General features: G+C 55.8%; 13 protein-coding genes. 7 read left to right on the forward strand and 6 right to left on the reverse strand.

Translation table 11 applies throughout. The features are described from left to right. On the reverse strand, nucleotides 1–475 hold a 475-nt coding region (locus ACMGEE_RS00560), incomplete at its 3' end, for a hypothetical protein (protein ID WP_436829468.1). 499 nt (nucleotides 476–974) lie between these two features. Between ACMGEE_RS00560 and kdgR the strand changes: the two genes are divergently transcribed. Beyond that, the gene (gene kdgR / locus ACMGEE_RS00565) at nucleotides 975–1766 is read left to right on the forward strand and encodes a DNA-binding transcriptional regulator KdgR (protein ID WP_253460823.1); all 792 of its coding nucleotides are present in this window, start codon (nucleotides 975–977) and stop codon (nucleotides 1764–1766) included. Nucleotides 1767–1801: 35 nt separating this feature from the next. Here the strand turns inward: kdgR and ACMGEE_RS00570 are convergent, their stop codons facing one another. Beyond that, nucleotides 1802–2038, reverse strand: coding sequence for a YobH family protein (locus tag ACMGEE_RS00570; protein WP_369894576.1), 237 nt, complete (start codon nucleotides 2036–2038; stop codon nucleotides 1802–1804). 205 nt (nucleotides 2039–2243) lie between these two features. Between ACMGEE_RS00570 and ACMGEE_RS00575 the strand changes: the two genes are divergently transcribed. The 6 genes from ACMGEE_RS00575 (at nucleotide 2244) to ACMGEE_RS00600 (ending at nucleotide 7289) form a co-directional block, all read left to right on the forward strand. Beyond that, nucleotides 2244–2495 carry a YebO family protein gene (locus ACMGEE_RS00575; RefSeq protein ID WP_253460829.1) on the forward strand — a complete coding sequence of 84 codons (252 nt, stop codon included), beginning with the start codon at nucleotides 2244–2246 and terminating at the stop codon, nucleotides 2493–2495. 24 nt (nucleotides 2496–2519) lie between these two features. After that, the gene (locus tag ACMGEE_RS00580; RefSeq protein ID WP_436829469.1) at nucleotides 2520–3518 is read left to right on the forward strand and encodes an MBL fold metallo-hydrolase; all 999 of its coding nucleotides are present in this window, start codon (nucleotides 2520–2522) and stop codon (nucleotides 3516–3518) included. Nucleotides 3519–4061: 543 nt separating this feature from the next. Further along, nucleotides 4062–4163, forward strand: coding sequence for a DUF2627 domain-containing protein (locus ACMGEE_RS00585; RefSeq protein ID WP_253461303.1), 102 nt, complete (start codon nucleotides 4062–4064; stop codon nucleotides 4161–4163). A gap of 53 nt (nucleotides 4164–4216) precedes the next feature. After that, nucleotides 4217–4426 (forward strand): transcription antiterminator/RNA stability regulator CspE, encoded by a 210-nt coding sequence (cspE, locus tag ACMGEE_RS00590; protein WP_001062678.1) that lies wholly within the window; start codon nucleotides 4217–4219, stop codon nucleotides 4424–4426. 160 nt (nucleotides 4427–4586) lie between these two features. Continuing rightward, nucleotides 4587–5447 carry a 23S rRNA (guanine(745)-N(1))-methyltransferase gene (gene rlmA, locus ACMGEE_RS00595; RefSeq protein ID WP_301252796.1) on the forward strand — a complete coding sequence of 287 codons (861 nt, stop codon included), beginning with the start codon at nucleotides 4587–4589 and terminating at the stop codon, nucleotides 5445–5447. A 282-nt stretch (nucleotides 5448–5729) separates the two neighbouring features. Continuing rightward, nucleotides 5730–7289: a TerC family protein gene (locus ACMGEE_RS00600; protein ID WP_301252794.1), complete on the forward strand. Its 1560-nt coding sequence runs from the start codon at nucleotides 5730–5732 to the stop codon at nucleotides 7287–7289. Between the two features lie 13 nt (nucleotides 7290–7302). On the opposite strand, the gene ACMGEE_RS00605 is transcribed toward ACMGEE_RS00600, so the two are convergent. The 4 genes from ACMGEE_RS00605 to pabB form a co-directional block, all read right to left on the reverse strand. Further along, the gene (locus ACMGEE_RS00605) at nucleotides 7303–8865 is read right to left on the reverse strand and encodes a cyclic di-3',5'-guanosine monophosphate phosphodiesterase PdeD (RefSeq protein ID WP_253460841.1); all 1563 of its coding nucleotides are present in this window, start codon (nucleotides 8863–8865) and stop codon (nucleotides 7303–7305) included. 163 nt (nucleotides 8866–9028) lie between these two features. Further along, complete coding sequence (sdaA, locus tag ACMGEE_RS00610) at nucleotides 9029–10393, reverse strand: L-serine ammonia-lyase (RefSeq protein ID WP_253460844.1); 1365 nt, start codon at nucleotides 10391–10393, stop codon at nucleotides 9029–9031. A 332-nt stretch (nucleotides 10394–10725) separates the two neighbouring features. Next, nucleotides 10726–11298 (reverse strand): CoA pyrophosphatase, encoded by a 573-nt coding sequence (locus tag ACMGEE_RS00615; protein WP_253460847.1) that lies wholly within the window; start codon nucleotides 11296–11298, stop codon nucleotides 10726–10728. Continuing rightward, nucleotides 11291–12652: an aminodeoxychorismate synthase component 1 gene (gene pabB, locus ACMGEE_RS00620; RefSeq protein ID WP_436829470.1), complete on the reverse strand. Its 1362-nt coding sequence runs from the start codon at nucleotides 12650–12652 to the stop codon at nucleotides 11291–11293. Before pabB ends, ACMGEE_RS00615 begins: the two co-directional genes overlap by 8 nt. Between the last annotated feature and the right edge of the window lie 82 nt (nucleotides 12653–12734).

Raw genomic sequence — 12734 nt, forward strand, 5'->3', positions numbered from 1 at the left:
GAAGCTGTGCAGTAGCCTGCATCTGAGCATTAACCTCTGCAACACCACCTGCAACAACTTGCTGACGGGTGCGCTGTGTGTTCATTCTGGTAAGGGCTTCTCCCTGAAGCTGTGCAGTAGCCTGCATCTGAGCATTAACCTCTGCAACACCACCTGCAACAACTTGCTGACGGGTGCGCTGTATGTTCATTTGTGACAGAGCCTTACCATCAGCCTCGCTGAGCGCGCTGGTAGTAGCGGTAATTGCTGCAGGCTGACTATGGCTGATTGCCTCGCCAGATTCATCAGCGGCGGCAAGTTTGGCCCGTGAATAAGCGTCATGAACACGCTGCTGTGTGCCTGCGTCCTGATGCATGGCATTGTCAGCTATCGCGTCACCTAAGGCTGAGTTAGCTGCGGAAAATTGGTCTGCCTGTGCAGCATTGATAGAAGTAGTCGCAGCGATTACCAGCACAGCGATGGTTGAAAGTTTCATCCTGGTGTTTCCTGTTAAAGTCAGAACGCAAAGTTTTTTATCTATGCGAACAAAGTTGACACAAGTTGACACTGGGTTTTTTGCTCTATGACAACAAAGTGTGACATCAATCAAAATTTTGTTTCGATGCGGACTATCTTCTTTAACATCAGTTTTGCCAGGCGCTGCCGGGTTGGGCTAAAGAAAAGGGACTATCGTCGGTAGCCTGACGTCGGTGATAGCACCGCGACGTAATACCCGTTGCGATAGCTAACATTGCGTCATAGCGCTGCGGAACGGGCGGGCCATACGAGGGAAGGGGTTACGGCTTACAGGAAAATAGTCGTGATGGTGACTATGATAATTCTCTTACTTATCAGTCCTTGCCATTTATTCAGCGCGCTGAACCATCAGCAAATGTGTCTGTGCTGCCGACAGGTTAGCGTTGCGCTGCCGCTGCGGCAAAAAGTATACTGGGAATAGTGTTCCATTTTTTATAAAACAATAAGGCAAAAGCGTTATGGCGAAGGATGAGGTGGATAAACAGCCCGATTCGGTCTCTTCCGTACTGAAAGTGTTTGGCATTTTACAGGCGTTAGGCGAAGAGCGAGCGCACGGCATTACCGAGCTGTCACAGCGGGTGATGATGTCGAAAAGCACCGTTTATCGTTTTTTACAGACCATGAAGTCGCTGGGCTACGTTGCGCAGGAAGGCGACACGGAAAAATATAGCCTGACCCTGAAGCTGTTTGAGCTGGGCGCAAAGGCGTTACAGAATGTCGATCTGATACGCAGCGCCGATATCCAGATGCGCGAACTTTCCCGCCTCACCCGCGAGACGATCCACCTGGGCGCGCTGGAAGAAGACAGTATTGTTTATATTCACAAAATCGACTCGCTTTACAATCTGCGCATGTACTCGCGCATTGGTCGACGCAATCCGCTTTACAGCACCGCTATTGGTAAAGTGCTGCTGGCCTGGCGCGATCCGGAAGAGGTGAAAAGCATCCTGGCAGAGGTCAGCTTTCAGAAGAATACCTCCCGCACGCTTACGTCTACGGACGCGCTGATAACCCAGCTGGAACGGGTACGCGCACAGGGCTTTGGCGAAGATAACGAAGAACAGGAAGAGGGATTGCGCTGCATTGCCGTGCCGATATTCGATCGCTTTGGCGTGGTGATTGCCGGACTGAGCATCTCCTTCCCGACCATCCGTTTTACGGAAGAAGAGAAGGGCAACTATGTTGCGATGCTGCACCGTGCGGGCAGGCTGATATCGGAACAGATGGGCTATCGGGACTATCCGTTCTGAACCGACGGGCCGACAGCGCTCGGCCCGTCGCGGTTTCAGTTATCGATCACTTCACTGCTTTTTTTCAGCAAAGGGCAGTCGGTGACGCCGACAATGCCGCTGTCGCTGTGCAGATACTGGGCGGTAGTCATGCCGCGAGCGGTAAGATACTGGCATTGCAGCCCCATCCCTGCGACATTCTTATGGCTTCCGGCCAGTACGCCATAGCCGGTGACCAGCAGAGCCAGCCAAATCAAGACCAGCAGGCCAACAAGACGAACAAAAAATTTCATGCTTTCTCCTTTATGCGTCGGCCTTTCCCGTAGTCGCCGACGCCAGTACATTGTGAGCAGATACGCAAAACATTGTCAGCATACAGCAGTGCCGCCATAAAGCCTGCGCGAAGGTTCCTAAATTTCCATCAGCGCGCTATCAATTCGTTGATGAGCAGGTAAAATTCGGCTCATTATAATTATATGTAACATCAGGAGTATAGGTATGTTAAACGAGGTCGCCAACGGCGCGGCGGGAGCCGGTTTGCTTATCGGCATTATGCTTGTCGGGCTGGTCGCCTGGTTTTTTATCACTCGCGCCAGCGTCAGAGCTAATGAACAGATCCGCCTGCTGGAGGCGCTGCTTGACGAGCAGAAACGGCAGAACCAGCTGCTGATAAAGCTTGTCGGCGCGCGGCAGGTGCCGGCTGAAGATAACAATGAGACTGATTTTATTCGTTTAATTCCGGAGCGCTAATCGCTCCGGCACAAGGAGCACCGCATGGCCTGGCAAAACCCCTGGTACGATCCGCAAAAAGCGCACCACACGCCGGAAGGCTTCCGTAACCCTGAACAGGATCTCCGCCAGCCCGGTGATTTACAGCGCTGGCGCAAAGAGCGCAAGGCGCAGGGGCTGCCTTTTCCACCGGCGCAGGGCTACGATGCGTTTATTCGTCAGTGGTGGCAGCCTGCCGATTTAAGCGGCGAGGAGGATGCCGTCTGGTGGCTGGGCCATGCCTGCCTGCTGCTGCGCACCTCGGGCAAATACACGCTGATCGATCCCGCGCTGGCGTCGCGCGCGTCGCCGCTCCAATTTTACGGGCCGCAGCGCAAAACGCCTGCCGCGCTGAAAGTCGAAGACCTGCCCGCGTTGGATCGCGTACTGATTTCGCACAGCCATTACGACCATCTTGACTGGCCTACCATCAAACTGATCCTGCGTCATTTTCCGGACGTGCATTTTGTGGTGCCGCTGGGGCTGGCGCCCTGGTTTAAAAAACGCGGGGCGAAAAAGGTCACGCAGCTGGACTGGTGGGAAAGCGTCACCGATCGCGAAATGCAGATCTTTGCCGTTCCGGCGCGTCACTGGAGTATGCGTACGCCCTGGGATCGCAACCGCTCTTTATGGTGCGGTTGGGTAGTGAAGAGTCAGGGCGTAAATTTCTGGTTCAGCGGCGACAGCGGCTATTCCGAAAGCCTGCTGGAGATCCCGCGCAGGCTGGGGCCTTTCAACCTGGCTGCTTTGCCAACGGGCGCTTATGCGCCGCAGTGGTTTATGCGCGGACAGCATATGGATCCGGATGAGGCCATTTCGCTTCACCAGGCGCTGGGCCAGCCCGTCACCATCCCCATTCATTGGGGCGTATTTGAACTGGCGGACGAATCGCTGGATGAGCCGCCGCGCGTGCTGAGCGAAAAGATGCAGACAGCAAAGCTGGACGAGCGACGTTTCAGCGCGTGGAAAATTGGCGCGAGGATGCCCCTTAAAAATATAAATTAAGATTAATCCTGGTGAGAGAATTTAAAATGCGTACGCGCTGATATCAATGCCGGTTAATCCAAATAGATTGATGGTACTAATGGCAATTAAGCGGGAAGGGGGCTGCATTTAAATGGGGCAGGGAGAAATACATTTTCCTGATTTTGGTGCAGTTTAAATTTAAATATGAACCATATGCTCCTTTTGATACCCCAATGCCATTCTAATTTTGCGTGGCGCGGAGCCATCTTTAAATGAAGATTTTTGAGTAAGCAATGTCATATTTCTGCAATAAGCCAGATGGAAAATCGCCCGGAGCGCAGCGAGAAGCCGTAGACTTGGCCGCAGCGGCAGGCTAAGATGTGCTTAGAAAATTGCATGACCGACGGGCCTGTGCCATTCGGTTTTACTCTGGCGACGTTCAATAATTCCTTTGTTGATGTGCAATAAGTGCCGCAGACGTTTCAAATATGTGCGACAGTCCGACGACCTTATAAAAATGACTTGCCATTAATAATCGAATATGTGATAACGCTTTTGGTAAAACGGGGTACAGTTCTGTTTATGTATGGCATCTTCAGTAAAGAAGTTCTGAGTAAAGACGTTACGTTGAATACCGCTTCCTTGCCGAGCCTTAATTTATGCCTCATGCAGTTGTGTCTCTGATTTTTCTGTACGTCACGCCCCCGGGCGAATTAACACTCTAAGGAATTTGCAAAATGGCAAAGATTAAAGGTCAGGTTAAGTGGTTCAACGAGTCTAAAGGTTTTGGCTTCATTACCCCTGCAGACGGCAGCAAAGACGTGTTCGTACACTTCTCTGCTATCCAGGGCAATGGCTTCAAAACTCTGGCTGAAGGCCAGAACGTTGAGTTCGAAATTCAGGACGGCCAGAAAGGCCCTGCTGCTGTGAACGTCACCGCTATCTAATTTTCGATCTTGCCGTTGCCCGCGCGACGGTTCAGGCAAGCATCAGAATAATAAAGCCCTGCCGGTATCGGCGGGGCTTTTTCCTTTCCGGCCATGAAAACCTGCCCTGGCCTGCATATTTCCGGTAAACTGCCGCTCTTAACGTTACCGGAGAGTTGTTATGTCTTATCTTTGCCCGCTTTGCCATCATCCCTTGCTGCCCGATGCTTCCGGCTGGCGATGTGAAAACCGGCATCAGTTCGATCGGGCAAAAGAGGGCTACGTCAATCTGCTGCCGGTGCAGCACAAGCGATCTAAGCAGCCGGGCGACAGCGCCGAGATGATGCAGGCGCGACGTGAATTTCTGGATGCCGGGCACTATCAGCCTCTCCAGTCCAGCGTCTGCGATATTTTCCAGCGCATCCTGCCGCCCGAAAACGCCAGCGTGCTCGATATTGGCTGTGGCGAAGGCTATTACACCCACGCGGTGGCCGATATGCTGCAAAAAAACGGCGAGGCGGAAGTCCACGCGCTGGATGTATCCAGAGTCGCGGTGCGTGCTGGCGCTAAACGCTATCGCAACGTTCGTTTTTGCGTGGCGTCCAGCCACCGGCTGCCGTTTGCCAGCGAACAGTTTGATGCCGTGCTGCGTATCTATGCGCCCTGCAAGGCGGAGGAGCTGGCGCGGGTAGTAAAGCCCCACGGCTACGTCCTGACCGTTACGCCGGGGCCGCGTCACCTGCTGCAGTTCAAAGAGCTAATCTATCAGGAAGCACGCCTGCATGATGAAACGCCCGAAGCGTTGCCGGGCTTTACGCTGGTAGAGCAGCATTCGCTTAATTATTTAATGAGCCTTAACAGTGAGACGTCCGCCGCACTCTTGCAGATGACGCCTTTTGCATGGCGCGCCCGTCCTGAAGTCTGGGGCGTGCTGGCTACCACGCCGTCGTTTGAGGTTGAAACGGACTTTACGCTGCGCCTGTGGCAAAAGGAAAAGCCTGAGGCTGCGCAGCAGGCAGAGGCGCCTTCTTCTGGCGAATAGCGGAGCAGGGCCGTTTGTTACAGAACGGTCTTCTGTAAATGTAAGCAAATATTTTGACGTTGTCCCGTGCGCTGTTTACAGTAGAACTCCTTAATTTTTACAGGAGCCACGGGCCTGCGCCCTCCCTATGGATCGTCACCGAAGTTGTTTAACTAAGCCACCGGCCTACGCGGCCACTCTGACTTTGCCTTTTGATGGCGCTTATCTTTCCTTGTCTCCAGCCATAAGCTGCGCGATGGTGTTGCCAGTTTCTTTTTCCCCTATCTCTGTTCGGAGCCTGTCATGGAATTTCTCTTAGACCCGTCAATCTGGGCCGGTCTGCTGACGCTGGTCGTCCTTGAAATCGTGTTGGGAATAGATAACCTGGTTTTTATCGCCATCCTGGCCGATAAGCTGCCACCAAAGCAGCGTGATAAAGCCCGTCTGATAGGCCTGTCTCTGGCGCTGATTATGCGCCTGGGTCTGCTTTCTCTGATCTCCTGGATGGTGACCCTGACGCGTCCGTTGTTCAGCGTCGCGGATTTCAGCTTTTCGGGGCGCGATCTGATCCTGCTGGTCGGCGGTTTCTTTCTGCTGTTCAAAGCGACGATGGAGCTGCATGAAAGGCTGGAAAACCGTGAGCACATCGGCGGAGGCGCTAAGGGCTATGCCAGCTTTTGGTCCGTGGTTATCCAGATTGTGGTGCTGGATGCCGTCTTCTCGCTGGATGCGGTAATCACTGCCGTTGGCATGGTCAACAACCTGGCGATTATGATGACGGCGGTGGTGATCGCGATGGGCGTGATGCTGCTGGCCTCAAAACCGCTGACCCGGTTTGTCAACGCGCATCCTACAGTCGTGGTGCTCTGCCTCAGCTTCCTGTTGATGATCGGGCTTAGCCTGGTGGCGGAAGGCTTTGGCTTCCATATTCCAAAAGGCTACCTCTACGCGGCTATCGGCTTCTCTATTCTGATCGAGCTGTTTAATCAGATCGCGCGGGTGAATTTTCTTCGCCATCAGTCCAAAAGACCGATGCGTGAGCGTACCGCCGAAGCTATTCAGCGGCTTATGGGGGGACGACGCGGCGGCCATACGGATAACGGCGAACAGGAGAGCGAAACCCTCAAGCTGATGCCGCAGGAAACCTTTAAAGATGAAGAGCGCTATATGATTAACGGCGTGCTGACGCTGGCCTCGCGCTCGGTACGCAGCATTATGACGCCGCGCGGCGATATTTCCTGGGTCAACGCCGAGCGTCCGGCGGATGAAATCCGCGTGCAGCTGCTGGATACGCCGCACAGCCTGTTCCCCGTCTGCCGGGGAGAGCTGGATGAGATTGTCGGCGTCGTGCGGGCAAAAGAGCTGCTGGTGGCCCTGGAGCAGGGCATTGATGTTGCCACCTACGCTGCCGCTATGCCGCCGGTGATCGTGCCGGAAACGCTGGATCCGATCAATCTGCTGGGCGTGCTGCGTCGCGCCAGGGGCAGCTTTGTGGTGGTAAGCAATGAGTTCGGCGTGGTGCAGGGTCTGATAACGCCGCTGGACGTGCTGGAGGCGATTGCGGGCGAGTTCCCGGATGAGGATGAAACGCCTGATATCGTCGCTGATGGCGAAGGCTGGCTGGTGAAGGGCGGCACCGATCTGCATTCTTTGCAGCAGCTGCTGGATACCCAGATGCTGGTAAAGCCGGCAGACGATCATGCTTCGCTGGCGGGACTGCTGATTGCCCAGAAAGGCCAGCTGCCCCAGGCGGGCGAGGTAATAGCACTGCCGCCGTTCGCCTTCCAGATTGTCTCTGCTACCGACTATCGTATTGATCTGGTCCGCGTGACGCGGGAAAAAGCCCCGGTGGAAGAAGGCTAAACCTGACGAAACATCAGCCGCCGCCGGGCGGCTGATGTTCGCTAAGCCACTGAGGGAAACTTTCCAGCGGCATCGGTCGGGCAAACAGATATCCCTGCAACACATCCACGCCTTTCTCACGCAGGTAGGCCGCCTGAGCCGCCGTTTCCACGCCTTCCGCAACCAGGCTGATATTCAGCCGCTGCGCCAGGGAAATCACCATATCCGTAACGGTCGCGTTAATCGCGTCTGTCCCTATCGCCGCGGTAAAAACCTTATCGATTTTCAGCACGTCCGGGCTAAGCGTTTTCAGATAGGAGAGCGAACTGTGGCCGGTGCCGAAATCGTCAATCGCCAGCTTCACGCCGTTCTGGCGCAGCTGAGCCACCACGCGCTGGTCAACCTCCGGCAGCGCATCGCGCTCGGTCAGTTCCACAATCAGCTGCGGAGCCGGGTTCGCCGGCCACCAGAGCTGCTTCAAATCCGTCACGATTTGCCGGTCATGAAAATGGCTGGAAGCGACGTTGATGGCAATATGGAAATCGGAACGGGCCGGCAGCAGCGGCAGCTGGCTGACCACCTCGGTTAACACATAACGCGTCAGCGGCGCGATTAAATTATGCCGCTCGGCCAGCGGAATAAAAAGATCCGGCGATACCCAGCCCTGGCGGTCGTTATGCCAGCGCAGCAGCAGCTCGATGCCTTCGCATTCGCCGCTGCGGGCGTTAATCAGCGGCTGGCAGTACACCATAAATTCACGCGCGTTAATGCCGTAGCTGATCTGCCAGGCAAGGCTCATGCGGTTCGCGGTCGCCAGCCAGACAATGTAGCCGGACAGCAGGCTCAGCAGCAGCGCCAGCGGCAGCTGTTCAGGCAGCGCCAGCAGCGCCAGCCTGGCGGGCGCCGGCCCATACAGCGTGACGGAAAAAGGATAGCGCAGCGAGGCGTCCTGATAGCTGACTTCATCCTCGGACGGCAGCGCTTTTTCTATCAGGGGATTGCCGTATTCCAGGCTGTGTTCGCCTACGTTGAAAATAACGCGTTCCACCCACGGCAACTCAGGCTCAAGCAGGTAGTTGCTCATCAGCTCGATATTAACGAGTTGCAGGATCCCGGCCCTGTTGCCTGCTTCCAGCGGCGTCCACAGCAGCAGTACCGGTGATCCCTTAAGCAGATGATCGTCGGTGCTTAGCAACATTCGCTGATTGTTTACGGCCAGTTCGGGATAGGTGGCGCTGAAGGCAAGATTGGTACTGCCATAAATGCTGGAACAGTACATATTGTCCCGATCGACCAGGATAATTGATCGCACGGTTTGCAGCGAGGCCAGCTTTTCTACCAGCGGAAAACGAACCTGATCGCACGGCAGGCCCACCAGCCCCTGCGTATTATTAGCCGCCACGTCAAGCGGCGAAAAAAGGCGATCGAAACGCTGGATCGCTTTGCTGGCAAAAGTGTGCGACAGCTTTTCGATATGATTTTTTTCGACGATAAAGCGTAAAGCCAGGGTAAGGATAAGCACCAGCGCGGCGACTACCACAGCAATTAACAAGCGTCTGCGGCGAAACGCCCCAGTGGCTTCCTGTGACACTTGCATTAATGACCATCCTTAAAGCGAAACGCGAACCAGCCTGTTATCGGCAAAAGTAAGATTAAGTTTAGTCCTGAGAAATGAAAAACGGGGTTAAACAGCGGGTTGCCAACAGCAGAAATAGAGGGAAAAGGAAAGCGCCAGCGCCGCAGAAGGCGCTGGCGGAAAATCAGTCACACTGTACTTTTATCGCCAGGCCGCCGCGGGAAGTTTCACGGTATTTGGCGTTCATATCCTTGCCGGTTTCATACATCGTTTCGATCACTTTATCCAGCGAAACGCGTGCCTCGCTGGTACGCCGCATCGCCATGCGCGCGGAGTTAATCGCTTTTACCGAAGCAATGGCGTTACGTTCGATGCAGGGAACCTGCACCTGACCCGCAACCGGATCGCAGGTCAGGCCCAGGTTGTGCTCCATGCCGATTTCCGCCGCCACGCAAACCTGCTCCGGGCTGGCGCCCAGCAGCTCGGCCAGACCCGCCGCCGCCATTGAACAGGCCACGCCGACCTCGCCCTGGCAGCCCACTTCCGCGCCGGAAATCGAGGCGTTCATCTTGTACAGGATGCCGACAGCGCCCGCCGCCATAAAATAGCGGATAAAAATATCGGGACTGACCGAAGCGATAAAGTGATCGTAATAGGCCAGCACGGCCGGCACGATGCCGCAGGCGCCGTTGGTTGGGGCCGTCACCACCCGGCCGCCCGCCGCGTTCTCTTCGTTAACGGCCAGCGCAAACATGTTTACCCAGTCGATCACGTTCATAGGATCGCTGGAAAGTTTGTCGGAGGAAACCAGCAAACGGCGCAGCGCGGCGGCGCGGCGCGGTACGCGCAGCGGGCCAGGCAGAACGCCTTCGGTATTCAGGCCGCGATCGATACAGTCGCGCATGCTCTGCCAGACGTCCGCGAAATAGTGTTCGATCTCCGCCCGGCTGTGCAGCGCCAGTTCGTTCTTCATCACCATACCGGAAAGCGACAGGCCGGTTTCATGACAGTGGGCCAGCATCTCTTTCGCTGAGTTGAACGGATAGGGCACCGACACTTCGTTCAGCGTGGACTGGCCGAAATGCTCTTCATCGACGATAAAGCCGCCGCCGATGGAATAGTAGGTTTTGCTGTAAATCAGCTCGTCGCCCGAGAAGGCATGAATGCGCATACCGTTTTCATGCAGGGAGAGATTATCGCTGCGAAACACCATGCCGCCTTCGCGTGGAAAATCGACTTCGTGCGCGCCGCCGGCCAGCAGCAGACGCTGTCGCGCCTCTACATCACGAATAAAGGCCGGAATGCCGTCGATATCCACACTTTCCGGCGAGGCGCCCGACAGGCCCATAATAATCGCGATATCGGTGTGGTGCCCTTTACCGGTCAGAGAAAGCGAACCGTAAACGTCGACGGCGATGCGCGTCACATCGGTTAATTTGCCCAGGCTGACCAGATCGTCAACAAACTGTTTGCCGGCTTTCATCGGCCCCACCGTATGGGAACTGGATGGGCCTATGCCGATCTTAAACATGTCGAAAACGCTAATCACATTCTGCTCCCGGGTCCGCAGTTAATCGCTGGATAATATTTAATGGTAATCATCATGTGAACGATAGTCGCATGAAATAAACTAATCTTCTGCAGACAGAAAAGTTATTGCGGGCTGCATCACACTGGCGTCCGCTGCTTTTTTCTGCCTGACCTGAACTAAGGCAAACAAAAACCGGCCCGCTATGATTCGGGGCCGGTCTTTTGCGCTGCAATATAAAGGATTTACGCTAATTGTGAAGGGGTAAGGCAAACTAAAAGAGGGAATTTCTTTGCCGTTTTGCTGTAAAGCTCTGGCAAAGCGGGCAAGCGACGCTATTTTGTGCGAAACCGCTACTCTGTTACCTGCAGGCTGAGCTGGCGGATAATGCCCGCAGTCATGCCCCAGATAAAATAGTCGTCAAACCAGGAAAGCCAGATCCGGTGTGTTATGCCGTGGCGCTGGATATCCAGCGGTGCATAGCGCCCCAGCCGGAGTGCTTCCTGAAGCGGCATCTCAAAAACCGATTCCACCTCCGCTTCATTGGCGTGCCAGGCAAGATTATCAGGCAGAATGCCTACTACCGGCGTAACCTGAAAACCGGTGCTGCTGGTCACGGGTGGCAGCACGCCGATCACCTTTACGCTTTCAGGCGGAATAGCGACCTCTTCCTGCGCTTCGCGCAGCGCGGTGTAAATCAGTGACCGATCTTCATTATCCCGCATCCCGCCGGGGAAGGCGACCTGCCCGGCATGCTTGCGTAGCGTGGCGGCGCGTCGGGTCAGCAGCAGCGCAGGACGCGGACGGTTAATAATCGGCACCAGCACCGCCGCCTGGCGCGTGGGCAGCTGAGGCACGGCAGGCTCGGGCCGCTGTAGCTGAAAACGGGTGATAAAACGCTCCAGCGCCGGTGACGCGTCAGGCATGATAGTGCTCCAGACAGGGAAGAATGCGGTTTACCTTATCGAACGTTTCCTGATATTCCGACTGCTCGTCGCTGTCGGCCACGATACCGCCGCCAGCGGTACAGTAAAGCTGGCCCTTTTCCGCCGTCAGGGTGCGGATGGTGATGCTGGTATCCATGCGGCCGCAGACGCTGAGATAACCGATGCTGCCGCACCAGGCGTTGCGGCGGTGCGGTTCAAGCTCATCGATAATAGCCATTGCCCGTACTTTAGGCGCACCGGTGATAGATCCGCCAGGGAAACAGGCGCGCAGCAGATCGCAGGCCGTAAGCCCGGGTTTCAGCGTGCCGGTAATGGTACTGACCAGATGATGCACCGCCGGGAAAGGCTCTACGACAAACAGCTCCGGCACTTTTACCGTGCCGGGTACGGCTACGCGGCCAATATCGTTGCGCAGCAGGTCGACAATCATCAGGTTTTCCGCCCGATCCTTAGGCGACTGCGCCAGCTTCTCCGCCTGACGGCGATCGGCCTGGGGATCGCTCAGGCGCGGCAGCGTGCCCTTAATTGGGCGGGTTTCGATTTCGCCCGCCGCCATATGCAGAAAGCGTTCGGGCGAAAGGCTTAAGATGGCGCTGTCCGGCAGGCGAAGAAAGGCGCTGAAGGGCGCGCGGTTCTGGCGGGTCAGCGATCTGTATGCCTGCCATTCATCGCCGCTGTAGCTGGCCTGAAAGCGCTGGGCCAGATTGATTTGATAGCAGTCGCCGCTGCGCAGCCACGCCTGCACCTGACGGAACTTCTCGCCGTAGGCTTCACGACTCATATTGGAAGCCCAGGCGCTGGTCAGGCGAAAAGGCTCGGGCACCTGCGGCGTTTGTTCATCGAGCCAGCGCAGCCGTTGCGCGGCGTCGCCATGCGTGATCAGCGTCAGGGTCTGGCGATGGTGATCGGCAATCACCGCCCAGTCGTAAATGCCCACGGCCATATCCGGCGTGGTTAAATCCGGCTTCGCCCGCTGCGGCAGCTTCTCGAACCGCCGCCCCAGATCGTAGCCGAACAGCCCCAGCGCGCCGCCCTGAAAAGGGTAGTCGCTGCTTTCAGCCGCCTGCAAATTGCTCTCCTGCAACGTCTGATGCAGCAGAACGAGCGGATCCTGTTCGCTTTCCGTCACCAGGCCGTCACGTACTACGCAGGTCAGACCGCCGCAGGTGGTCAGCGTGGCGACGGGGTCGGCGACCATAATATCGAAGCGATTGTCGCTGTGTTCCGCAAAGCCGGAGTCCAGCAGCATCGCCCAGGGCTGATGGGCGACAACAGTAAACAGATCCCCGAGCGATTCGGGCGTATACTCCAGAGGATAATAAACAGGTGGCATGATTAAGGCAGATTAGAACTAAAACAGGCAGCAAGCCTGACATATTTTTCTGCTGCTGGCATCTGTTTGTTACGCGTGGAAT

This window comes from Erwinia artemisiae, assembly GCF_051400835.1.
Classification (GTDB): Bacteria; Pseudomonadota; Gammaproteobacteria; order Enterobacterales; family Enterobacteriaceae; genus Erwinia; species Erwinia aeris.